18 protein-coding genes, 2 rRNA genes and 2 pseudogenes (1 of these 22 cut by a window edge) are annotated in these 24,320 nt (G+C 40.6%); 12 read left to right on the forward strand and 10 right to left on the reverse strand.

The window, feature by feature from the left end:
- The 4 genes from BC751_RS10420 to BC751_RS10435 all read left to right on the forward strand — a co-directional run.
- Positions 1–797: ribosomal RNA gene (locus BC751_RS10420) — 23S ribosomal RNA — on the forward strand; it begins 2,082 nt to the left of the window's first position.
- A gap of 177 nt (positions 798–974) precedes the next feature.
- Positions 975–1,086: ribosomal RNA gene (gene rrf, locus BC751_RS10425) — 5S ribosomal RNA — on the forward strand.
- Positions 1,087–1,367: 281 nt separating this feature from the next.
- Complete coding sequence (locus BC751_RS10430; RefSeq protein ID WP_130275476.1) at positions 1,368–1,748, forward strand: transposase; 381 nt, start codon at positions 1,368–1,370, stop codon at positions 1,746–1,748.
- Positions 1,745–2,623, forward strand: a complete 879-nt coding sequence (locus BC751_RS10435) for an IS3 family transposase (protein WP_165389788.1) — start codon at positions 1,745–1,747, stop codon at positions 2,621–2,623. The genes BC751_RS10430 and BC751_RS10435 overlap by 4 nt, the downstream gene beginning before the upstream one ends.
- Before the next feature lie 453 nt (positions 2,624–3,076).
- Here BC751_RS10435 and BC751_RS10440 read toward each other — a convergent pair whose 3' ends face one another.
- The 3 genes from BC751_RS10440 to BC751_RS10450 form a co-directional block, all read right to left on the reverse strand.
- Complete coding sequence (locus BC751_RS10440; RefSeq protein ID WP_130274032.1) at positions 3,077–4,282, reverse strand: IS256 family transposase; 1,206 nt, start codon at positions 4,280–4,282, stop codon at positions 3,077–3,079.
- 239 nt (positions 4,283–4,521) lie between these two features.
- The gene (locus BC751_RS10445) at positions 4,522–6,921 is read right to left on the reverse strand and encodes a ribonucleoside-diphosphate reductase subunit alpha (RefSeq protein WP_130275477.1); all 2,400 of its coding nucleotides are present in this window, start codon (positions 6,919–6,921) and stop codon (positions 4,522–4,524) included.
- A 36-nt stretch (positions 6,922–6,957) separates the two neighbouring features.
- Entirely contained in the window at positions 6,958–7,938 is a 981-nt protein-coding gene (locus tag BC751_RS10450) for a ribonucleoside-diphosphate reductase small subunit (protein ID WP_130275478.1), read from the reverse strand.
- 662 nt (positions 7,939–8,600) lie between these two features.
- On the opposite strand from BC751_RS10450, the gene rplU reads away from it, so the two are divergent.
- From rplU to BC751_RS10470, 4 genes are all read left to right on the forward strand, one after another.
- Positions 8,601–8,912, forward strand: coding sequence for a 50S ribosomal protein L21 (gene rplU / locus BC751_RS10455; protein ID WP_130275479.1), 312 nt, complete (start codon positions 8,601–8,603; stop codon positions 8,910–8,912).
- Between the two features lie 32 nt (positions 8,913–8,944).
- Positions 8,945–9,205 carry a 50S ribosomal protein L27 gene (gene rpmA, locus BC751_RS10460; protein WP_130275480.1) on the forward strand — a complete coding sequence of 87 codons (261 nt, stop codon included), beginning with the start codon at positions 8,945–8,947 and terminating at the stop codon, positions 9,203–9,205.
- Positions 9,206–9,358: 153 nt separating this feature from the next.
- On the forward strand, positions 9,359–12,427 hold the full coding sequence (locus BC751_RS10465) for a WD40/YVTN/BNR-like repeat-containing protein (RefSeq protein WP_130275481.1): 3,069 nt from the start codon (positions 9,359–9,361) through the stop codon (positions 12,425–12,427).
- Between the two features lie 181 nt (positions 12,428–12,608).
- A complete protein-coding gene (locus BC751_RS10470) occupies positions 12,609–13,529 on the forward strand; it encodes an IS1595 family transposase (protein ID WP_130274191.1) in 921 nt (306 codons plus the stop codon).
- An 80-nt stretch (positions 13,530–13,609) separates the two neighbouring features.
- On the opposite strand, the pseudogene BC751_RS10475 reads toward BC751_RS10470, so the two are convergent.
- Positions 13,610–15,121: pseudogene (locus BC751_RS10475) on the reverse strand (IS1634 family transposase).
- Positions 15,122–15,236: 115 nt separating this feature from the next.
- On the opposite strand from BC751_RS10475, the pseudogene BC751_RS10480 reads away from it, so the two are divergent.
- The 3 genes and pseudogenes from BC751_RS10480 to BC751_RS10490 form a co-directional block, all read left to right on the forward strand.
- Positions 15,237–15,335: pseudogene (locus tag BC751_RS10480) on the forward strand (IS1595 family transposase); the annotation flags it as partial.
- A 213-nt stretch (positions 15,336–15,548) separates the two neighbouring features.
- On the forward strand, positions 15,549–16,463 hold the full coding sequence (locus BC751_RS10485) for a cation diffusion facilitator family transporter (RefSeq protein ID WP_130275482.1): 915 nt from the start codon (positions 15,549–15,551) through the stop codon (positions 16,461–16,463).
- Between the two features lie 285 nt (positions 16,464–16,748).
- Complete coding sequence (locus tag BC751_RS10490) at positions 16,749–17,063, forward strand: HPF/RaiA family ribosome-associated protein (protein WP_130275483.1); 315 nt, start codon at positions 16,749–16,751, stop codon at positions 17,061–17,063.
- 34 nt (positions 17,064–17,097) lie between these two features.
- Here the strand turns inward: BC751_RS10490 and BC751_RS10495 are convergent, their stop codons facing one another.
- From BC751_RS10495 to rnr, 3 genes are read right to left on the reverse strand one after another with little or no spacing between them, the layout of a single operon-like run.
- Positions 17,098–17,727, reverse strand: coding sequence for a rhomboid family intramembrane serine protease (locus tag BC751_RS10495; protein WP_130275484.1), 630 nt, complete (start codon positions 17,725–17,727; stop codon positions 17,098–17,100).
- 14 nt (positions 17,728–17,741) lie between these two features.
- Positions 17,742–18,731 (reverse strand): polyprenyl synthetase family protein, encoded by a 990-nt coding sequence (locus BC751_RS10500; protein ID WP_130275485.1) that lies wholly within the window; start codon positions 18,729–18,731, stop codon positions 17,742–17,744.
- A complete protein-coding gene (rnr, locus tag BC751_RS10505) occupies positions 18,703–20,898 on the reverse strand; it encodes a ribonuclease R (protein ID WP_130275486.1) in 2,196 nt (731 codons plus the stop codon). Before rnr ends, BC751_RS10500 begins: the two co-directional genes overlap by 29 nt.
- Positions 20,899–21,206: 308 nt before the next feature.
- Here rnr and BC751_RS10510 point away from each other — a divergent pair, with 308 nt between their 5' ends.
- Positions 21,207–21,956 (forward strand): hypothetical protein, encoded by a 750-nt coding sequence (locus tag BC751_RS10510; protein WP_165389825.1) that lies wholly within the window; start codon positions 21,207–21,209, stop codon positions 21,954–21,956.
- 54 nt (positions 21,957–22,010) lie between these two features.
- Here BC751_RS10510 and lysM read toward each other — a convergent pair whose 3' ends face one another.
- From lysM to BC751_RS10525, 3 genes are all read right to left on the reverse strand, one after another.
- Entirely contained in the window at positions 22,011–22,472 is a 462-nt protein-coding gene (gene lysM, locus BC751_RS10515; protein ID WP_130275488.1) for a peptidoglycan-binding protein LysM, read from the reverse strand.
- A gap of 485 nt (positions 22,473–22,957) precedes the next feature.
- Positions 22,958–23,698, reverse strand: coding sequence for a 3'-5' exonuclease (locus BC751_RS10520; RefSeq protein WP_130275489.1), 741 nt, complete (start codon positions 23,696–23,698; stop codon positions 22,958–22,960).
- 148 nt (positions 23,699–23,846) lie between these two features.
- Complete coding sequence (locus BC751_RS10525) at positions 23,847–24,248, reverse strand: hypothetical protein (RefSeq protein WP_130275490.1); 402 nt, start codon at positions 24,246–24,248, stop codon at positions 23,847–23,849.
- Positions 24,249–24,320 lie beyond the last annotated feature (72 nt).

Below are 24,320 nucleotides of genomic sequence, written 5' to 3' on the forward strand. Positions count from 1 at the left end.
AGCTTAGCATTGGTATCGGGTAAACGATGTGTAGGATAGGCGGGAGGCTGTGAGACTGTGTCGCCAGGCACGGTGGAGCCGCTGTTGAAATACCGCCCTTTGTTTGCCTGGTATCTAATCCCAACGTGATTGGGAGACATTGCTTGGTGGGTAGTTTGACTGGGGTGGTCGCCTCCAAAAGGATAACGGAGGCTTCCAAAGGTTCCCTCAGCACGCTTGGTAACCGTGCGCGGAGTGCAATAGCATAAGGGGGCTTGACTGTGAGGCCGACAAGCCGAACAGGGTGGAAACACGGGTATAGTGATCCGGCGGTACTGAATGGAAAGGCCGTCGCTCAAAGGATAAAAGGTACTCTGGGGATAACAGGCTGATCTCCCCCAAGAGCTCATATCGACGGGGAGGTTTGGCACCTCGATGTCGGCTCGTCACATCCTGGGGCTGGAGAAGGTCCCAAGGGTTGGGCTGTTCGCCCATTAAAGTGGCACGCGAGCTGGGTTCAGAACGTCGTGAGACAGTTCGGTCCCTATCTGTTGCGGGCGTGGGAAGTTTGAGGAGACCTGACCTTAGTACGAGAGGACCGGGTTGGACTGACCGCTGGTGTACCGGTTGTGGTGCCAACTGCACTGCCGGGTAGCTACGTCGGGAAGAGATAAGCGCTGAAAGCATCTAAGTGCGAAACTCCCTCCGAGATGAGACTTCCGAACAGGGCCGTCAGAGACGATGACGTTGATAGGCTGCAGGTGTAAAGTCAGTAATGACAAAGCCGAGCAGTACTAATAGCCCGAAAGCTTACTGAAGTCTGCCTGTTGCATTTTCCGCGAGACATGATCATTTTAGACGTGAGACACAAGACACAAGATACAAGACTTGGGACTCGGTGCACGTCAACAGAACTTAAGATATTGAATATATGGACCGGAAGCCAGACAGAGCTAAGTCTTATGTCTTGTGTCTTCGGTCTTATATCTAAAAGCATAGGCGGCCCAGCGCAGGGGTCCCACCTCTTCCCATCCCGAACAGAGAAGTTAAGCCCTGCAGCGCCGATGGTACTGGGGTTACACCCGGGAGAGTAGGTCGCCGCCACATTATTTAAAAGCCTTTCAGGAAACTGGAAGGCTTTTGTGTTTTGCGCACAATACGGAAGGGGTTGCACCCGGGAGGGTAGAGCCTGTCCCGGGAACCGGGATCGCCGCCACATTATTTAAAAGCCTTTCAGGAAACTGGAAGGCTTTTGGCGTTTATAGGGCAAGAGGTTAGAAGCGAGAGGCGAGAGACTAGAGATTAGATTCAAGACACAAGACACAAGACACAGGTGTCACGTCCTGAAATAGCTTGACAGATTAAGTCAAACTAAAAACAGGAAAAAAATGACAAAAACGGTTCGGGAATTTAACAGGTACAGTATTAGCTTCAAGAAGCAAGTAGTAGAGGAGCTGGAAAATGGAAGTTCCTATTCTTATCTACAAAAGAAGTATGATATTAGAGGAGCGGAGACGATCCAGAGGTGGGTCAGGTCCTTTGGCAGGGATCATTTGTTGAACAAAAGGGTTAGAATAGAGACTATGGATGAGAAGAGAAGACTTAAGGAACTGGAAGAGGAGAACAAGAGGTTAAAACTTGCCTTGGCCGATTCGATAGTTGCCAACAAGATGCTTGAGACGCTGATAGATGTTTCAAATGATGAATACAAGACGGATTTAAAAAAAAACTTTGGCAACGGACTGTTTCAAAAAGGCCTGAAGAAGTGAGCGTTAAGTCCGGTTGTACTTACTTTGGTTACAGTAGGTCAGCATATTATGGTTGGATGGACTCCAAGTTGAAGGAGGAAGCGCAATACGACCTGGTATTGGAGCTTGTCCGGGATTACCGGAGGACGCATCCGATGATGGGCACAAGAAAGCTTCAGGAGTTGATCAGAGAAGATGCGGTGAGGTTGGAGATCAGCATAGGAAGGGACAGGCTCTTTGAGTTGTTGCGTTCTGAAGGCTTGCTGGTCAAGCGCAAGAGGAAGTATGTTGTTACAACGCAGTCATTTATGCGCTACAGTAAATATGAGGATCTGTTCAATGGCAATGTCTGGACCACTGCCCATCAGGCCTGGGTTTCGGACATAACCTATATCCGTGTCGGGGATTCCTTCAGGTACCTGTATCTTATTACCGATGCATACAGCAGGAAGATAGTAGGATGGTATTTGGGGAATACGCTTGAGTCAAAATGTGCTGTAGAAGCCTTAAAAATGGCGATAGAACAATGTCCGTCAACAGAAGGCATTGTTCATCACTCAGATAGGGGCTTTCAGTATTGCAGTAAGATTTATACTGAATTACTGGAAAAGGAAGGTATAAAGTCCAGTATGGGAGAAGCAGGGAATTGCTATGATAATGCAATGGCAGAGCGGGTTAACGGGATTCTGAAGATTGAATATAAACTTGGGGACAGGTTTAAGAATCTCAAAGAAGCGTTTGCAGCAGTAAGGCATGGAGTATGGGCCTACAATGAAAAGAGGCCACATTGTTCATTAAATATGAAGAAGCCGATTGAGGTACATGAGGGACTAACAGTGTTTTCATCTCTCAAACGCAAAAGTAGCCCAAGACAGAGACCTGTCAAGGCTATATAAACGTCGCTTCGCTCCGGCCTTGACAGGTCTCCTTACTTGGGCTCTAGGGCATTTAAGAGGATTGAAAATAAAAGAAAAAACAAAGAAAAAAGTGTCAAGTAAAATCAGGACGTGACAACAGGTCAGGGTGGATTTTTTGTTTGCTTTTGTCACTGTTCCCGAAATTCGGGACAAGTTGTGGAACAAAAAAATCTCTAAAAATTTTTTTCAATTTGTGCCTCACTGATCAGAAATGTCAAACTCGGGGCACAAAAAGGAAGATAATTTTTAAAGCTAAAAACATTTGACAATAAACGGCCATGGCTCTTTTTAAGAGCTTTTTTGGTACTTAGTAAATTGTACAGTAATAATCTCTATAAGATGATAATGTGAAGACCATAATCATTTTATGTTTTCTAAGAAAAAAAGACACTATCCCGATAAGTGTGTAAACTTCAAATTATGGTTTTATTGTCAGGTATCAAGAAGCCTGACCCTATCACCAAATATAAGCAGGAAACTGTTAAGAATAGCTCCCCAGTCTCTGATAGGCATAGTCCATTTTTTCGATGCTTCTCTTGCAGCCAGGAAAACAGACTTCATTACGGCATCATCTGTCGGGAAAGAGAGCTTGTTTTTGGTGTATTTTCTGATCTTTCCATTGAGATTTTCAATCAGGTTGGTGGTATAGATGATTTTACGGATTTCAGCCGGGTAATCGAAGAAAACGGTGAGTTCATCCCAGTTGTCCCTCCAGCTTTTGATGGCATAAGCGTATTTGGATTCCCATTTTTTGGCAAAATCGTTCAGGGCAGCCCAAGCAGCATCTTTTGTAGGGGCGGTATAAATTTCCTTCATATCCCTTGTAAACGCCCTGCGGTCTTTCCATGCGACATATCTACATGCGTTTCTGATCTGGTGGACGACACATATCTGAGTGACTGATTGGGGGAATGAAGCTTTTATCGTATCAGTAAACCCGTTCAGGTTGTCAGTTGCCGTTATGAGAATATCTTCAACCCCTCTGGCTTTCAGGTCGGTGAGTACCCCCATCCAGAAAGCCGAAGATTCATTCTTGCCAAGCCAAAGGCCTAGGATCTCTTTAAGGCCGTTAGTTCTGAGGCCAACGGCAATATAAACGGTCTTGTTGACCACTTTGGAGTTCTCCCTGACTTTGAAGGATATACCATCCATCCAAACGATCAGGTATACAGGGTCAAGCGGCCTGTTTCTCCATGCAACAATATCCTCCGCTACGGCACCGGTAACCCTTGAGATGGTGGAGGAGGAAACATTGATGTCATAAAGCTCCCGGATCTGTTCTTCGATGTCCTGGTTTGACATTCCCTTGGCATACATGGAAATGATCACGTTTTCAACGCCCTCCGCCATGCTTCTGCGTTTGGGCACAAGGGCAGGCTCAAAGCTGCCGTCCCTGTCTCTTGGGACTCTGATTTCAGCTTCCCCAAATGTGTTTTTTATTGTTTTGGTGGAATAGCCGTTCCTTGAATTGGGATTATCGGAATTCTGATGCTTTTCATAGCCAAGATGGGCATCCAGCTCGCCTTCAAGCATTTTCTCAACGGCTCTTTTCTGAAGCTGTTGAAGGAAGGAATTAAGCTCCCCGGCAGTCCTGAACTGCTTGAGGAAGTCATCATTTAGGAGATCTTCTTTTTTCATTTTTGTAATCTGTGTGTTATAAAGGTAAGAAATTGTCCACACACAGACCGGGGGGCGCCTACCGCGGGTTCCTCAAATTCCCTGTGCGATTTCTTCTAAATCACACAGAGAATTTCGAGGTTTAACTTTAACTTCGTAAGTAGTGAAACCAACTTACACAGTTTGTGTCATAGTCCCGAAAAAAAACGCCTGATACCATCAGGCGCTTTTTTACCATCAAACGAACTCTAAAATAATCTTTAGCTGCCACACATCTCACAACCTTCAGGATTGTCCAAGGAACAAGCTATAGCGTCCTGCTTTTGTGTCTTTGAAACATCTGATGCAGTGATGGGAGCACTTTTCTCTGTTTCTAGGGCTGATTTATCCACAGTAAACTGAATTGCGCTTGCTGCAGCTTGAGACCTCAGGTAATACATGCCTGTTTTCAATCCTTTTTTCCAAGCATAGAAATGCATAGAGGTCAATTTGCCAAAGTTTGGATCTTGCATGAAAACGTTCATACTCTGAGATTGACAGATGTAAGCACCTCTATCTGCGGCCATATCGATAATCACCCTTTGGGAGATCTCCCATACCGTCTTGTAAATATCTTTGATGTTCTGGGGAATTGAAGGGATATTTTGAACTGAACCATTAGCCGCTATCAATCTGTTTTTCATGGTATCATTCCACAAGCCAAGATCAATAAGGTCTTTCATCAAATGTTTGTTTACCACAATGAATTCACCGGAAAGTGTTCTTCTGGTGTAAATGTTAGAAGTATATGGCTCAAAGCATTCGTTGTTACCCAAAATCTGGGAAGTAGAAGCAGTCGGCATTGGAGCAACCAATAAGGAATTTCTCAGGCCGTATTTTTTAACTTTTTCTTTCAATTCATTCCATGGCCACCTTCCTGATTTAGGGGTCACACCCCACATATCAAATTGCAATATGCCTTTTGAAGCTGGTGATCCTTCATATGTTTCGTAGGTCCCTTGGATTTTGGCTAATTCCATGGAAGTCTCTACAGCAGCATAGTAGATGGTCTCAAAAATATCTTCATTCAGTCCCTTGGCTTCTTGTGATTCAAATGGCATTCTGAGCATAATAAAAGCATCAGCCAAACCTTGTACCCCAAGACCAATTGGTCTGTGTCTAAAATTGGACCGTCTAGCTTCCTCTACTGGATAATAGTTGACATCGATTACCTTGTTTAGGTTTCGTGTAGCAACTTTGGTTACCTCATATAATTTTTGATGGTCAAAGAATAATTTGCCATCAGGTCCAGTCCTTACAAATTTTGGAAGGGCGATAGAGGCCAAATTACATACAGCTACTTCATCAGGAGCAGTGTACTCGATAATCTCCGTGCAAAGATTGGAAGATTTTATAGTCCCCAGATTTTGCTGATTGGACTTCTTATTTGCTGAGTCTTTGTAAAGCATATAAGGAGTTCCTGTTTCAATTTGGGATTCCAATATTTCAAACCATAGTTCCTGGGCTTTAACTACCTCTCTGGCACGGCCTTCTCTTTCGTATTTTTCATATAGCTTTTCGAATTCCTCTCCATGGCAATCTGCTAAACCTGGAGCTTCATTTGGACAGAAAAGCGACCATTCATCATTCTGCTCTACACGCTTCATGAAAAGGTCAGGAATCCACATGGCATAAAAGAGGTCTCTTGCTCTCATTTCCTCTTTACCATGGTTCCTCTTCAATTCCAGGAATTCTTTGACGTCTGCATGCCAAGGCTCTAAGTAAATTGCAAAACTGCCTTTTCTTTTTCCACCACCTTGATCAACATACCTTGCAGTCATATCAAAGTTTCTCAGCATGGGGACAATACCATTGGACATTCCGTTTGTACCTCTGATATAGCTACCTTTGGCCCTAATATTGTGAATGGAGAGACCGATACCACCAGCTGATTGGGAAATTTTGGCACATTGCTTCAAAGTATCATAAATCCCATCTATGCTGTCATCCTTCATGGTCAAAAGAAAACAAGAGGATAATTGAGGTTTGGGCGTACCGGCATTGAAGAGGGTAGGAGTGGCATGGGTAAACCACTTTTGGGAAAGCAGGTGATACGTTTCGATGGCAGCATCGATATCCTCCTTATGAATACCAACTGCCACCCTCATCAACATATGCTGAGGTCTTTCTACCACCTTACCGTCTAATTTGATCAGATAACTCCTTTCTAGGGTTTTGAATCCGAAATAGTCATAATCGAAGTCTCTTTGATAATCAATTACCTCATCCAATCTGGCTGCATGGTTTTTGATGATACCATATACATCAGGTGCAATCAAAGCAGCATTTTCACCTGTCTTTGGATTGATGTAGGTATACAGCCTTTTCATCGTATTGGAAAAAGACTGACTGGTAGTCTTATGTAAATTGGAAATTGCAATTCTTGCCGCCAAAATCGCGTAATCAGGGTGCTTCACAGTAAGGGAAGCACATACTTCAGCGGCTAGATTGTCCAACTCCGTGGTGGTGACCCCATCATAGAGGCCGTCTATAACTTTTTTGGCTACTTCTATCGGATGGATATATCTCCCATCCAAACCATTGCAGAGGTTCTCAATCCTCGTTGTAATCTTGTCGAATCTTACCGATTCCCTACGTCCGTCTCTTTTTATTACTAACATGGTGCTCGAAAATTTGGGTTTGGTGGTATAAGTAAATTAGAAGTCTTCCTCAATAGAAAATTTAGGGGCATCTGAAGTTTCTTTGGATTTCATGACACCGGCTTTTTGGTAATCACCTACCCTCTTTTCAAAGAAGTTAGTTTTACCCTGTAGAGAAATCATATCCATAAAGTCAAATGGGTTGGTGCTGTTCCAAACTTTATCACATCCCAATTCCATTAAAAGCCTGTCAGCTACAAATTCAATGTATTGGCACATGAGGTCAGCATTCATTCCTATTAATTTGACTGGTAATGCATCAGTCACGAACTCTTTTTCAATGGCTACGGCATCAGTTATGATCCTGGTGACAGTTTCCTTAGGAAGCTTATTGATTACGTGCTTGGTATACAAGTGGCATGCAAAATCACAGTGTAATCCTTCGTCCCTTGAAATCAGTTCATTGGAGAATGATAAGCCTGGCATGAGGCCTCTTTTTTTCAACCAGAAAATAGAACAGAATGAACCAGAGAAAAATATTCCCTCCACCGCGGCAAATGCAATCAATCTTTCCTGAAAGGTGCCGTTCTCTATCCAGCGTAAGGCCCATTCCGCTTTTCTTTTTACACAGTCTATATGTTCGATGGCATTTAAAAGACGGTCTCTTTCAACTGGGTTTTTAATGTAGGTATCGATCAATAAACTGTAAGTCTCCGAGTGGATGTTTTCCATTGCAATCTGGAACCCATAAAAGAATTTGGCTTCTGTATACTGTACTTCAGCAACAAAATGCTCGGCTAAATTCTCGTTCACAATACCATCACTTGCCGCAAAGAATGCAAGTACATGAGAGATAAAATGTCTCTCACCGTCATTCAAATCTTTCCAATCTTTAAGATCTTGACTCAAGTCAATCTCCTCCGCTGTCCAAAAACTTGCCTCTGCTTTTTTGTAAAATTGCCAGATGTCGTCATGCTGGATTGGGAAGAGGACAAATCTGTTACTGTTTTCTTGAAGAATTGGTTCTATCTGTTGCATCGCACTTTTGTTTTTAAGGTTATTTGATCACAAGGTAGGCTCCTCATTTTCAACCATAGACTGGAACAAAAAGGCTGTCTTTGGAACAGCCTCAGAACAAATATGCTAATCATATTCCAAAAATAAAACCAACAAAACCCCTAACCGGGTAGTTTTTTTGACTAATAGTCAATAACATTTAAATATCAGTAAATCAAAAAAATAAAATTTTTAGATTAAATAAATACTTTAATCAAAACTTTGTCCTCATCGGCTTGAAACTTTTTTTCAGAAATTTAAAAAAAAAATCCAAGACCATTTTTTGCATACTTTTGAACAATAGTCAATTTTTATCAACCAAATATTTTTGCAAAATAAAATTCTCAAAGTGTTGTAAATCTGACTTTTGAGTTATGGAAAGTTTTCCAATCGTCATTTAAACCTGATAATTCTTGTGACTTTGCAAAAAAATCTGAATGAGTAAATAGAGTGAATATTTTTGCCCCAAAAGTACTCATTTCGAAACAAGCGATTAGGTGTACAATGGATATCGGATATCAAATCTTTATCATTTGAATTGAGATGTGGAAGAAACTATCTTGTAAAATATCATGATGTCTTTTTTTCTATTGATGAAATGTTTATATTTGCACTCCAATTTCCTAAAGCAATAAATAACATTTATGTACGCAATTGTAAACATCGCAGGAAAGCAGTTCAAGGTAACAAAAGATCAGCAAGTCTATGCACCAAAAATGCAGGGCGAAGCTGGCGCTTCCGTGGAATTTGATCAGGTATTGTTGGCAGAAGACAACGGTACTGTATCAATCGGCGCTCCAATAATCACTGGCGCCAAGGTATCAGGAAAAATTCTTGACCATGTAAAAGGTGACAAAGTAATCGTCTTCAAAAAGAAAAGAAGAAAAGGTTACAAAAAGAAAAACGGTCACAGACAGGAGTTCACTAAAATTTTGATTGAAAACATCACATTGTAAGATTTCTCAGGAAATCATAAACGTATAAAATTATGGCTCACAAGAAAGGTGTCGGTAGTTCCAAAAACGGTAGAGAATCCCACAGCAAACGTCTAGGGGTTAAAAAATTTGGGGGAGAGGCAGTAGTTGCCGGTAATATCCTCGTAAGACAAAGAGGTACTAAACATCATGCAGGTTTGAATGTTGGTGTGGGTAAAGACCATACTTTGTTTGCTCTTGTTGATGGAAAAGTTGAATTCAAGAAAAAATTTGATGGAAAGTCTTACGTAAGCGTAGTACCTGCTGAAGCTTAAGATAATCCATTTCCCATTAGTAAAGCTCCCTCCGCAAAAGGGAGCTTTTTTTTTGCCCAATATTCATATCTTTTTTCTACCAATAGTCATTTTTTCTTCCTCTTTTTTAGGATTTACCCCTAAATTCCCAAATACTAAACTAACCTTCATGCTATGAACAAAATATTACAGATTATTTTGGTCTTTGCACTGCTATTCTCTTTTGGTAATCAGAACCAAGGCGGGGCACAGACCTTTGATGAAAAACTTTATGATGCAGTACAGTGGCGCTTGGTAGGGCCACATAGGGGTGGACGCTCTGCAGCTGTTGCAGGAGTGGCCTCTGAGCGAAATACCTTTTACTTCGGTGCAACGGGAGGGGGGGTCTGGAAAACGACTGATGGAGGAAGGACCTGGGGAAATATATCAGATGGTTATTTTGGCGGGTCCATTGGTGCGGTGGCAGTTGCAGAATCTGATCCGAACATCATCTATGTAGGAGGAGGTGAAAAAACTGTAAGGGGAAATGTTTCTTATGGTTATGGATTTTGGAGAAGTAATGATGCAGGAAAAACCTGGGAACATCTTGGTATGGAAGAAACGAGATTTGTTTCCAGAATACGGATTCATCCTACTAACCCTGATGTGGTTTATGCTGCTGTTTTGGGTGATATTTTTAAGCCTACTGATTTGAGAGGTGTTTATAAATCCACTGACGGAGGAAAGACTTGGAGCAGAAAATTGTTTACCAATCCCCAGGCCGGTGCCGTAGATTTGATCTTGGATCCCAATAATCCCGAAGTGCTTTATGCAACTACCTGGGAAGTTAAAAGGACTCCCTTCAGCCTAGAAAGTGGTGGGCCAGGTTCCAAAATGTTCAAAAGTACCGATGGAGGAGAAACATGGAAAGAGATTTCCAGAAACAAAGGATTGCCTTCTGGTTTGTTGGGTATAATGGGGATCACTGTATCACCGGTAAATTCCAAAAGGCTTTGGGCTATAGTGGAGAATCTGGATGGTGGTGTCTTCCGGTCAGATGATGGAGGAGAGTCCTGGGAAAAAACCAATGATGATAGAAACTTAAGACAAAGGGCCTGGTACTATACACGAATTTATGCAGACACCCAAGATGAAAATACAGTTTATGTATTGAATGTGAGTTATCATAAATCCACTGATGGTGGAAAAACCTTTAAAAGTGCCAATGCACCGCATGGAGATCATCATGATCTTTGGATAGATCCTGCTGACAACAAGAGGATGGTCATTGCGGATGATGGTGGTGCACAGGTTTCTTTTGATGGAGGAGATACCTGGTCGACTTATATGAATCAGCCAACAGCGCAATTTTATAGGGTGACTACAGACAACCATTTTCCATACAGGATTTATGGAGCGCAACAGGATAATAGTACAATGAGAATATCCCATAGGAATGAAGGTTCTGGAATTTCTGAGGAAGATTGGGAGGAAAGTGCTGGGTCGGAATCCGGTTGGTTGGCTGTGGACCCCACCGATAATGATGTGGTATATGGCGGTAATTATGGTGGACTCCTTCAATATCTGAACCACAGGACAGGTGCTGCTAGAAATGTGAATGTTTATCCTGACAATCCAATGGGACATGGAGCAGAAGGGATGAAATACAGGTTTCAGTGGAATTTCCCTATCTTCTTTTCCCCTCATGACCCGAAGGTGTTGTATACCACGTCCAATCATTTTCACCGTTCCACCAATGGAGGCCAATCATGGGAGACCTTTAGTCCTGATCTGACCAGAAATGCCAAGGAAAAACTTGGCCCTTCGGGAGGTCCTATTACAAAAGACAATACATCTGTAGAATATTATTCTACCATTTTTGCTGCAGCTGAATCCCCATTGAAAAAAGGAGTGCTTTGGGCGGGATCTGATGATGGCTTGGTGCATGTGTCAAAGGATAATGGAAAAACATGGGAAAATGTAACGCCTAAAGACCTGCCTGAGTGGACCCAGATCAATAGTATGGAAGGTCATCCATTTGAAGAAGGAGGCTTGTATTTTGCTGCCACTGCTTATAAAAACGGGAATTATGCACCATACCTTTTCAAAACCACCGATTATGGCAAGACTTGGACAAAAATTGTGAATGGAATTGATGCCCAGCACTTCACAAGAGTTGTCCGTGCCGATCCTGTTAAAAAAGGGATCCTTTATGCCGGTACGGAAACGGGAATGTATATCTCCTTTAACGACGGTGGCTTATGGCAGCCATTTCAATTGAACTTACCGATTGTACCTATCACAGATCTGACAATCAAAGACAACAACCTGATTGCGGCAACTCAAGGAAGGAGTTTTTGGATCATTGATGACTTGACGGTTCTCCATCAATTGTCCAATGATGTATCCAATAAACCATTCTATCTTTTTAAGCCGCAGGATAGCTATACTTTAGATGGAGTAAGAAAGGAGTCCAAAACAGAAGGAACAAATAGACCCGGAGGGGTTTTGGTGTATTATCATTTGAAGGAAGAGCCAAAAGAGGAGGTTAGGATAGAATTTTATGACCAGAATAGAAATCTCATGAGGGAGTTTTCTTCTAAAGGGATTGAAGGGGATACCTTAAAATACAGGTTGGGTTCCAATGAATTCAATTGGAATTTAAGAATCCCAAATGCCAAAGGCTTTGATGGCTTGATCATGTGGTCCGGCCCCCTTAGAGGGCCTAAAGTGGTTCCCGGGGATTATACCGTGCTGTTGATCGTAGATGGACAAGTTCAGGAACAGGGATTCAAAGTATTGCCTGACCCAAGATATCCTTCCACCCAAGAGGACAGACAGGCACAGTATGATTTCTTATTGAAGGTGAGGGATAAACTCACAGAGACCCATGAGACGATTATTTTGATCAGAAAGTACAGGGATGAACTGAATGGGATAATGGAAAAGAATCCAAGGCAAAAAAGAAGCATTGAGCCAATTCTCAGAACCATTTCAGATATTGAGAAGGAATTGTACCAAACCCAGAATAGGAGTAATCAGGATCCTCTAAACTATCCAATCCGTCTGAACAATAAATTGGCACACCTCAATGTCATTGTAGGTACAGGTGAATGGAGGCCTACAGATGGAGCAGAAGAGGTTAGGGTTGAAATTACCCGTCAAATAGATGTACAATTAGCAAAATTCAGGGAAATTGAACGTTCAAGGATTGCCAATATCCTCAATGTAGAAGAATTGAAGACAGAATTGAAGTTGAAATAATGGACTAGGTTTTTTTAGCGAAGTGGCAAGAAAAAATACCCCATTTTAATTTCAATTGAATAGACTTTATGAATATCCGCCTACATACAAGTGGGCAAATTTTATACTTTGACAATAAGTGTCAATAACTTTCAGGGCTGAATTGTAAGTGTTTAATTGGCTGTAAATAAATAAGAAGGCCATGAATATTCTACAATTCAATGAAAGATATCCTGATGAGGCAAGTTGCATCCATTACTTGAAGGAACAAAGGGAAAGAGAAGGTGTCATTTGCAAGAATTGTAATTCCAAGGATCACTACTGGCTTAATTCTCTCAATATGTTCCAATGTAAACATTGTAAATTTAGGACAGGACTGAAAAATGGTACTATTATGGAAAACAGCAAGTTACCATTGAGGACTTGGTTGCTTGCAATGACTCTTGTAAGCGCAACCAAGAAGGGATTTAGCTGCCTTGAACTACAGAGGCAGATGGGTCATAGCAGATACGAGACTGTTTTCAGACTGTATCACAAGCTCCGGGAAGCAATGGGTAAACGTGACAGCCAATATAAACTAGAAGATATGGTTGAATATGATGAGGCTTTTGTAAGCAAGGCAACAAAATCTTCGGAAAAGACGAAGCTGAAGAAAGGCCGTGGAAGCCAAAAACAAGCTACTGTCGCTGTTATGGCTGAATCATCTATTCTTGAAGACCTAATTACTGGAGAAAAGGACAAAAGCTGCAGATATTTCAAGATGGTCAAAATAGATAACTTGAAGGCAAAAACAGCCGAAAAACTGATAAAAGGACTGATTGACAAAAAAGCCGTGCTCCAAACTGATGAAAGTACGACTTATGCTAACCTAGAAGATTGTATCGATGTTCACGTGAGCGAATTATCTTCCACAAAAGAGGGCAAGTTCAACCTCAAATGGGCACATATAGCAATAAGCAACCTTAAAAGGGATTTACAGAAGTACCATATGGTTTCAGAAAAGATGCTTCAAAACTATCTCAATGAATTCTGTTATAAACTAAACCGAAGATACTTTGGTAAAAAACTCTTTGATAGACTTGTTATTGCGAGCATTTGCCCCTACTTGTATACAAGCGGATAATCATAATAGACTTATTGAAAAGAGGCTTTTCTTTTTTGGAAAGCCTCTTTTTCCTGACTTCGACACTGGGACACCCAAAATCAAAAACCGAACATTTTTGCGAGTTTTTGTTGACTTTCGTTCAAAAATAGGGTCTTTCTCAGCTTTTTACCTGAAGATTTGAGCTGTATTTCAACAGTGTAAATCCCTTTTGCTATTTCTATGGCTTTCTGAGGAGAAAGTTTTGGTCCTTTTTCCAATTACTGCCTTTCCAGTTCCTTAAACACTTTGTAAGCGACGAATGCGATGCTTATATGTGCTTCGATCCTGCGTTGTTTATAATGGAAAACAGGCCTGACTTTGATTTCATTTTTGGTTATCCTGAAGGCCTTTTCTATTTTCCAAAGGTTGTTGTAATTCTCAATGACCTCGTCTTTGTCAAGGTTTGTGTTGGTAATATACCCTTTGAGACCGTCCCATTTCCCATCCTGTTCAAACTTTTCAATATCAAGGGCAATCTTTACCTCCCCTTCCATTTTAAGATACTTGTTATAGCCCCTGTTGTTGATGTGGCTTTTGTTGAGCTTTCCTGATTTTAACTGTTTCTCGAGCTTTTTAAGACCTTTCTCCCTGTTGATCCTGTCTTTTTTGGCTCTTCTGTCTGAATAACTGACAACCATTCTGAGCCCGTCCTCCCAATCCAGCAGCCTGCTCTCGCCGTTTTCAAGTTCAAAAGCCAATATCCTCTCTTTACTTTTATCAGGGGAAGCTTTCAGCCTTGCTCCCAGAATAAACTCGTAACCGTTGTCCCGTAACTCTTTTACATTGCTTTTTGACAGTAAACCTGAATCGGCAACAACAATCGGAGCAGGTAAGCTATACTTCTTTCTAAAAGCTTCTATCACAGGGATCATCGTATGCCCTTCAAACTTGTTTCCCTCAAAAATCTCATAAGCCAGAGGATATCCCTCTAGTCCAACCAGCAGACCCAAAACAATCTGTGGATTTTGATGCTTTCCCTCCTTGGAAAAACCACTCTTTCTAAGATCATCTTCATGATCCACTTCAAAATAAAGCGTAGTAACATCATAGAAAACGATATTGATACTCCCTCCGAGTATTCTCTTGGTATTTTCAAAGCTGATCAGCTGGACCGTTTCCTTATAGTTGTTGTAAAGCTTGTCCATGTACCTGTAAAGGTCCTGAACCTGGAATTCGAGGCCGTGGTAGGTGAGCAGGTAATCACAGGTTTTCAGCTTGCTGGCAGGAAAACAGATCCTGGAATATACCAGCCACCTGAAGATATCATCTTGGATTGCGCTGAACCCAATATCATTGAAAATCCTGTCCAAAAGCAGCTCGGTACCTGAAACAGTGATGTTTTCAACACTTTCCAGAACAGAATCGGCAATCCGTTCTTCATCACTGAAGGGGATTTCAAGTGCTCCTTTATGGTTTTTTATCCATTCCTCCCCAAGAATAAAAAGTCTTTCAACCTCAGATCGATCAGAACTGCTTCCGATCGTTTTTACAACCTTGCTTTTACCTTTGATCTTCTCAATTACCTGAACACTGATCTTGCCACTTTTATTGGGTTTTCTCCGAACAAACATGCCTAAAAGTACAAAAAACCACCCCGGGACACCCAAATTGAGAATCTGAAAATTATAATGATCTATATTTCAATACTTTATGTAAAAATGGGACTGACGACTGTCGAAGTCAGGTGAATTCTGTTATAAACTAAACCGAAGATACTTTGGTAAAAAACTCTTTGATAGACTTGTTATTGCGAGCATTTGCCCCTACTTGTATACAAGCGGATAATCATAATAGACTTATTGAAAAGAGGCTTTTCTTTTTTGGAAAGCCTCTTTTTTATTGAGTTATCAGCAGGTGATTGTATGCGGGATGAAAACCGGTATTCGAAAAGAAATCTTTTTGATTCAAAAAAAATCATAACAGCGTTTTTTCAAGCTTAAATCTTGGTAAATTAAGTCTGCTAATTACTTGTAAAGAAATAAGGAGCGACTTCTTGTTATGGTGACCAAATATGACAGGGAACATCATTTGCTCAAAGTCTCGGTATATGGGGCTTTGCTTTTTGCTATTTTCGCCATCGTGTGGGGTGTATTTGTGCATTCCAAAATTATCCTATTTGACGGGGTATATTCATTGATCAGTGTGGGCTTGTCTTCTATTTCTTTGGTGACGGCAGCTTATATGCAAAAACAGGATTTTGACAGGTTTCCCTATGGGAAGGAAATGATAGAGCCGGTGATTATTTTGGGAAAATTTCTGGTTATTACCATCCTTTGTCTATTTTCCATGTTTTCGGGAATTTCTACTCTACTTTCAGGAGGCCAGGAAGTGAATGCTGGTTCCGGGGTCATTTATTCTTTATTAGCTACATTAGGCTGTTATCTTTTTTATTTTTTCCTCAACAGGAAAAAGGATCAGCTTGAGTCAGGTTTGGTGGAAGCAGAAGCACAACAATGGTTGATGGATACATTTTTGAGTTTGGCAGTTTTAATGGGTTTCATGCTGGCTTATAGCTTACGGTTTACCAGATTTAATTACCTTATGCCTTATATGGATCCTTTGATGGTGGTGCTGGTGTCAGGGTATTTTTTAAAGGTTCCTATCACAAACATGGGGAGGCAGATTAAGGAAGTCCTGGACATGAAGGCTGAAGACAAATACATGGCGCTTTGTAAAAAAATTGTGGATGGTATAGAGTCCAAATACGGGTTTTCTGAATCTTTTCTTAGGGTTTCTAAATCGGGAACCAAATTGTTTATCGAGATTGACTTTGTAGTTGCCCCGGGAGGTTGGCAGCCCAATTTGGAGGAGCAGGATCTGATTAGGCAGGAGATTTTAGATCAGATGAAGCCGATCACTTTGAAAAAATGGTTGAATGTAGCCTTTACCCTGGACCGAAAGTGGGCCATATAGTAAAAAAACAAAATCTGCCAATTCTCATGCCCTATCTTAATCGAACGAACAGAAAGATAACGGAAATCATTAAATTTCAATTAGAAGGGAATGGATTACATTAATTGGCTGATTTTTTATTACCCTATGCTTCAGATTTTTAGTTGCAAGCCGGATATTGTATAACAAGTCAAATCCTAAAACTTCCCAACAATATGAAAAATAATTCGTCCTAATATGACAAAGGTCATAATTTTTAGGATGTGACCTAAGTAATTTTGATTAACACATAAATCATTTTAAGCGATGAACTACACAGAGAATTACCGAGGAATTAAAATTGATGTCCAAGCGCACCAAGTTGATGTGCCGGTTGGATTGCAGGCCCAGATCAGAAAATCTATAGATAAATTATTGAGGTTCACGCCCACCATCAATGCAGTTGATATTTATTTGAATATCTCTGGTAAAGGGAAAACCGCAGAAAGAATTTTGGGTATGCGGGTTGGAATACCAGGTCCTGATGTTTTTTCTGAAGAAAAAGCCAAGGATAGATGGAATACGATGTTGAGGAGTGTAACTGACAAAAATATCCGTCAATTACAAAAAGGAAAGGATTGATTCTTCTTCACCGTAAAACCAGTAAAGCTTCAGGTCAAAATGGCCTGAAGCTTTTTATTTGCTCTATAAAATTTAATCCACTCTGTGGGGAAATAATCAATACGAAGGCGATACCAAACAATGCGCCGTAGAGGTGGGCATCATGGTTGATCCCGTCATCCCCTCTTCGGGCCTGTACAATGGTATATGCCAGAAATAGAATACCTAAAACAAATCCGGGGAGACATATCAGTCCAAAAAGGCATATGTCTGATAAAGGCATGATGATGATGCTGGCAAAAACTGCTGCGGCTACCCCGCCGGAAGCTCCTAAAGCCCTGTATTGGTAATTTTCTTTGTGTTTGAAATAAGTAGGAAGATCGGAAACAACTATCGCACCTAAATAAAAAAGAATAAATGTCAATAGCCCGGTGGACTTTCCCAATCGGTATAGCAAAAACATCTCAATGACCCTGCCGAAGAAGAAAAAAGTGAACATGTTGAAAAACAAATGCATCTGATCCTTGTGGATCAGTCCAGAGAGAATAAACCTGTCCCACTCTTTTTTTCTTTTGATCTTGTATGGTGTAAACATCCAACGGTCCAATAAGTCAGGCTTTTTCCAGGCCTGATAGGATGTCAAAACAGTAATACCTATCAGTATAATAGTAGCAGTTAAATCCATTGGCTAAAGCTTTATTATTTTTCTCTGTTTACAAGATCCTGGGTGATTTTCAGCAAAGTGTTATAGGCATCAGCATGGGGAACATTCAGGGAAGCAAATTGGGCAAAACCTTTGTCAAAAAATTCCTGCATTTTCTTTTCAGTTAATGCTTTTATCCCGATTTGATCATAAATTTTGGTTACTGCCTGTACCTTCTCTTCTTTGTCAAAAGAGGCTCCCCCTATCCAATGCTCCAAGGCATTTCTTTGTTCCCCTTTGGCCAGCTCTTTCGCCTTGATCAAAAGGAAAGTTTTTTTATTGGATATGATATCGCCGCCTACCTGTTTTCCGAATTTTTCCTTGTCGGCATAGACATCCAACAGGTCATCTTTCAGTTGGAAGCCAATGCCGATGTTGACCCCGAAATCATACAGTTTCCTGGCATCATCTGTGGGAGCACCAGCCAGAATAGCGCCAAATTCCAAGGCAAAACCTAAAAGGACAGCGGTTTTTTGTCTGATCATATCAATGTAAGCATTTTCGCTTACCGTGTCCATTTTTTCAAAATTCATATCATGCTGTTGTCCTTCGCAAACCTCAGCAGCCGTTTGGTTGAACAGCTTCAGACAAATGGGGAGCAGATTTGGGTTGATGTCCAAAAGCATATCATAAGCACGTACCAACATGACATCTCCTGAAAGTATGGCAGTGTTGGCGTTCCATTTTTCATGCACAGTAGCTTTTCCCCGTCTAAGTGGGGCATTATCCATAATATCGTCATGCATGAGGGTGAAATTATGGAATACTTCTACTGCCATGGCAGGAGTTAAGATTTCCTGGTAATCTTCCTTGTACATGGCATAGGAAAGCAGTGTCAATAGCGGGCGTATCCTTTTGCCGCCGAGGCTCATGATGTAGGATATTGGCTCGTATAGTTCTACGGGAGATGTGCCGTAAGAATAACCCTGGATATGGTTTTCCAGGTCCTGTAAAATCTTATTTACGTCGTTTTTGTTTTCGCTCATTATCTGCAAATTCCAAGTCTATGGTTCTTCTGTCAATATCTGTAGCAACTACCCTGACCATCACTTTGTCACCCAAAGTGATGATTTTTTTATTTCGGCTACCTATCAGGCGCATATTTTTTTCGTCAAAATCGTAATAGTCATCATTCATCTCCGATACTTTTACCAAACCTTCACATTTGGTTTCTGTAATTTCCACATATACGCCCCATTCTGTCACACCCGTAATGATGCCCTCGTAATCTTTTTCTTCGGCCAGGGACATGTATTCAACCTGTTTGTACTTGATGGAAGCTCTTTCAGAATCAGCGGCCCTCTTCTCCCTTTCAGAAGAATGGATACATTTTTCTTCCCAGGCCTCTGGGTCAGGTGATTTTCCGCCATCCAGGTAATGCTGCAATAACCTATGTACCATCATGTCAGGATACCTTCGGATTGGGGAAGTAAAGTGGGTGTAATGTTTGAATGCAAGGCCAAAGTGCCCTTTTGGCTCAGTGGTATATTTTGCCTTTGCCATGCTCCGGATGGCCAATTGTTCGAGTATATTTTGTTCAGGTTTGCCAACAATCTCATCCATTAACTGATTCAGAACTTTTGAAATTTTGGTGCCTTCTGAAATTTTAATGTCGTGTCCGAATTTTTTGGCAAAATTGGAGAAGGTCTCCAACTTTTCGATATCCGGATAATCATGAATTCTATATACAAAAGTATCCTTCCCTTTGTTTCGATTATAGATGAATTCTGCCACAGTTCTATTGGCAAGTAACATGAATTCTTCGATCAATTTATGGATATCCTTTCTCTCTTTGACCATTAAGCCTAAAGGTTTTCCCTTTTCATCCAATTTGAATTTCACCTCTACAGTTTCAAAGTTGATGGCCCCCTTGTCAAATCTCCTTTTTCTTAATTTTTTTGCCAGTTCGTTGAGTAGCGTGAGTTCCTGATAAAAATCCCCGGCTTGGTTGTCGATGTTTTCCTGGGCTTCTTCATAGGCAAACCTTCTATTGGAATGTGTGACAGTCCTGCCGATCCAATAGTTAAGGACATCTGCATTTTCGTCCATCTCAAAAACACAGGAGAATGTAAGTTTATCTTCATTGGGCCTTAGGGAACAAAGTCCGTTGCTCAACCTTTCCGGAAGCATGGGAATCGTCCTGTCCACTAAGTAAACGGAAGTAGCCCTATCATAAGCCTCCTGCTCTAATTTTGTTTTGGGTTTGACATAATGGGTGACATCTGCGATATGGACACCAATTTCAAAATTACCGTTTTCCAGTTTCCTGTATGAAATGGCATCATCAAAGTCTTTGGCATCAACCGGGTCAATGGTAAAAGTAGGAACTTCCCGCATGTCCCTGCGGTTTTTGATTTCTTCCAGAGGAATTTCATCAGGAATTGCTTCGGCTTCTGCCACTGGTTCCTGGGGATATTCAAATGGTAGCCCAAATTCAGCCATAATGGAATGAATTTCTACTTCATGCTCCCCAGCTTTTCCAAGGACCCGGACGATCTTTCCTGTAGGGTTTTTGTCTTCCTCCCTCCATTCAGTAATCTTGACGACCACCTTTTGGTTGTGCTCTGCCCCTTTGAGGTCCCCTTTGTGGACAAATACATCATGGTGCATTTTTTTAAAATCCGGGACCACGAAGGCGAACCTTGGAGATATTTCAACCCTTCCTACAAATTCATCTCTCAGCCTTTGTACGATTTCTAAGACTTTCCCCTCTATTCTTCCGGAACTTCCTTTGGAAGGATAAACCATGACCCTTACTCTATCGCCGTCGAGGGCATGTTTGAGATCGGCCTCCTTGACCAAAATATCTTCCTCCATATCATATTTAGCATCAGGACGGATATAGGCAAATCGTGGATTGACATAATCCACTTCGCCCTCAATGAATTCAGGTTCTTTGATGGACGCAAAATAGTTTCTTGGACTTTTTGAAATGGAGCCGGCTGCTGCAAGTTTGTGCATGACCGGTTCCACAGCCCCTTTGGTAAGGGAGTCTCTGATTTCTAGTTTCTTGATGATCTGTTTGGCATTGAATTCCTTGCCAAAATTATTATCCAAAAAGTTGAGGATTTTTCTTGCCAACTGGGCAGAGTCCATGATCTTTCCTCCTTTTTTCTTTCCCTGTTGGCCTCTGTTGTTTGATTTTCTTCCCATAAAAATGAGTGTTTGTTTTTTCTTTTAATATAATGATTGTTTTAGCCTAACGGTAAAAAAATCCGCTGGACTTTTGTGATTTTTGGTGATTAAGTGTTTTTGCGTGTTCAATTTATCGGGATTGTAGAGGTTAAAAGAATTAAGCAATTTTCCTTTTCATCCCAAAGTTGAAAAACTTTATCCTAAAATCTAAAAGGATAACGGAAAGAAAATAGTTCCATCAATTTGCGGTAAACAAATGGTAAACTAAGCGTTATTGTGTATTTTAGGGAAATGGAAATTTTATGGGCCGATTTTTATTATATTGTTTGATCAGTTTTTTGGTTCATGCCACCCGGGCTCAAAGCGTTGAAGGCGTTTTTTGCGGAAACTTGGATGGGAATACTTATGTGCTGAAAATCAGAGAGCAGGGAGGAATTCTGATGGGGGAGTGGTTTGATGAGTCCCTTTCCCAAAAGGATTTTATTGGCAAAAAGCAGGAAAATGGCTTTAAAGGTATCCTTGATAAGGAAGGAGAGGAACAGGAAGTTGAAGCGACCATTTTTAAGAAAAAACTGCAAATGGTTTTTGTAGAGAGCGGAAAAGGGATCAAAATGGAAAGGATATCCAAAAGTTTGGATTATGATTTTTCAAAAATTTTCCCAGAAGCCAATAAATCATTAAGGAACCGTATCATAGGAGTTTGGATTCTCAAAGAGCGGTACAGAGTTGAAAATGGTCAAAAAATATATTCAGAAGAGACTGGTAAAGATTACCTGACCAGTATAAATCCCGATGGGAAATATCTTTTGGATATTAGGGGAATAAGGGATGTTGATGAAAAAATGGCCCGTGAATTGAATATTCCTCCCCAGCACCGTTTGAAGGCATCTGATCTTTTTGAAATGTCACAGATGCTTTCCTGGGAATTGGTAGGAAATAATATTAAAGTTTTTCCAACACAGGCAATTCCCGGGAAAAATGTTGAAATATTGAAAAGCATTGAATTCAAGGATCAGAACCTGGTTCTTACCGAGGTGGTGAAAGGTTGGGTTGAAGTGTATGAAAGAAAAAAATAAAGCCCTATTTAGAAGGTGTGATAAAAAAAAGCTCCGGATTTCCGGAGCTTTTTTTTATGCAAGCGGAGGTATTCTTAAGACCTGGCCTGGATAGATTTTATCCGGATGTGTCAACATCGGCTTATTGGCTTCAAAAATGATCATGTACTTATTAGGATCACCATAGAATTTTTTAGAAATTTTGGAGAGGTTGTCACCGCTTACCACAGTATGAAACTGTGCTTGGGGAGCGGGTTCAATTACTTGCATTTTATTTTCTACCTGATCCACGCCTTCTACGTTTCCAATTGCCAAAACGATTTTTTCGGCATGTTCCTGTTTTTCCACTTCTCCTTCAGCGGTTACCATGTTATCTTTGACGCTGATTTTAAGTCTTTTAAATGGAAGACCCAAGCTTTTTACATGTTCAAGTAAAGCAGCTGCTCTGATGGTAGGAATTTCTTCCTTAGGAGCTTCTTTTTCTTTTTTACCGAAAATTTTCTCCCCGGCACCTTTGATAAATGAGAATATACCCATGGTTTTAGTTGTTTTTTAATGATGATAATTTTACTGTTTACTTAATTAAAAATACGAAAAAAAGACGGATAAGTGGTTGAAATCCATATGTTATTCAACTGGTTTTTACATGATTGTTGTCATTTTATTTGATGTTGTTTATTCAGTTCGGCTTGTCTTCGGATTAATTCCTTAGTCTTTAGGAATGCCTTATTTAATTCTTTTAAATCCAAGGGGAATAGTTTAAAAATCGGCACAATTCACAAAAGACTTTAGGCTATGTTTAACATCAGGTAAAAATGCTGTATCTCGAAAGTTCGGTTGCGTACATTTATATGGAAATCAATGTTTTACTTTCAAAAACAATTCAAGATTCAGCAATAAAAACACTGAAATAACATCTTATCAAGTTTAAGTTAAAAACAAATAAACTTTGAAAAAGCATAGATTAAATTTTGAAATTGCAGACACGTAACTTTTAAATTTTATAAAATCAATGGCCGATTTTAACCAGAAGGTTCTGCATCCTTATTGATTACCTGCACTTCCATATCGGGGGGAAGTCCTTGAAAAGCCATGTAAACCTGGGCAGTTACCCATACGTCCCTGAGGCAGTATTCCCGGATTCCCTGAAGATTCCCCTGAAGGTAATAAGCTTCATTGACCTGTGAGCCATCAATACTTTCTTTCGAGGTTGGGATATCAAAAATGGCAGCCAAAAGTTCCAGTCTGGTGTAATGCTTATAATCTCCAAACTTCCATAACTCCAAAGTATCCAAATGGCGCAATTCCCATGGTTTTTTGCCTGCTATTTGCAAGGGTTCTGGAAGGGGTAGACGGTTGACTAAAATTCTTCGGCTTAAATATGGAAAATCAAATTCTTTGCCATTATGGGCACAGAGAATCCAGGGCTTTTTTCCCAGAAGTTGGACAAAACCTTCTAGGGTGTCATATTCATTGTCTGCGCAGAAGCTTTTGGTGCGGAATTCCAGTTTGCCACTTTCTTCCATAAAATGAAAATAACCTACCCCGATGCAGATTACTTTTCCAAATTCAGCATAGATACCTGCTTTATTGAAAAATAGGGAACCGGGTTCAATTTCTTCTGCTTTGGACTTGATGTGGTTTTCTTTTTTAAGCCATTCTGATTTCATCCTTTCTGGAAGTGAAGAAAAATCCGCTTCCAAAGAGGCTGTTTCAATATCTAAAAAAAGGATGTTCTCCAGTCCGTTAAAAAAGGCCGACATAAAACTAAAGTTAGGTAAAGGCTGAATTGACTTGAGATATACTTCCTACTGGAAGACCTTTTCTACCGTCTTCTACAGCTTTTTTTCCCTTTAATATAAGCCTCTATCACTGAATCTCCAATTTCAATATACTTTTTAATCGGATGAATCAAGAATGGATAATGCCTTCCAAACCCAATTCAGGAATGTACTGTATGTTCTTTTCGTTGACAGTGTTGGCTTTGAACACAAACTTCTTGTCAAAAATCTGATCCAAAATATAGTAACTTAACCAATATTCATTGTTCAATACGAAAAGTTCAGGGTCTATGGGCTCAATTTTGGCAATGGATTCAGCGCCTAATTCTTTGATCATATGCCTTAAGACAGAGGTTTTCTTTTCTTCCCCTTCTATTGTCCCATATCCCTTTGATGTAATCATCACTGTATTGAGTTCGATCAAATTAAGATTGACGATATAAACAGCCCATTCTTCAATGCCATTGACTTCTTCTTTTGCAATGGCCAGTTTGATTCCTGTGACAGGGTGAAAATCTATATCCTTTTTCATGATTTTAGTTGATTGATTTAGGATGCAAGACCCAAGACTTAGGACTTAAAACTTTAAAAACAAGACGTTTTG

Source organism: Cecembia calidifontis, from assembly GCF_004216715.1.
In the GTDB taxonomy this organism is placed as follows: Bacteria; Bacteroidota; Bacteroidia; order Cytophagales; family Cyclobacteriaceae; genus Cecembia_A; species Cecembia_A calidifontis.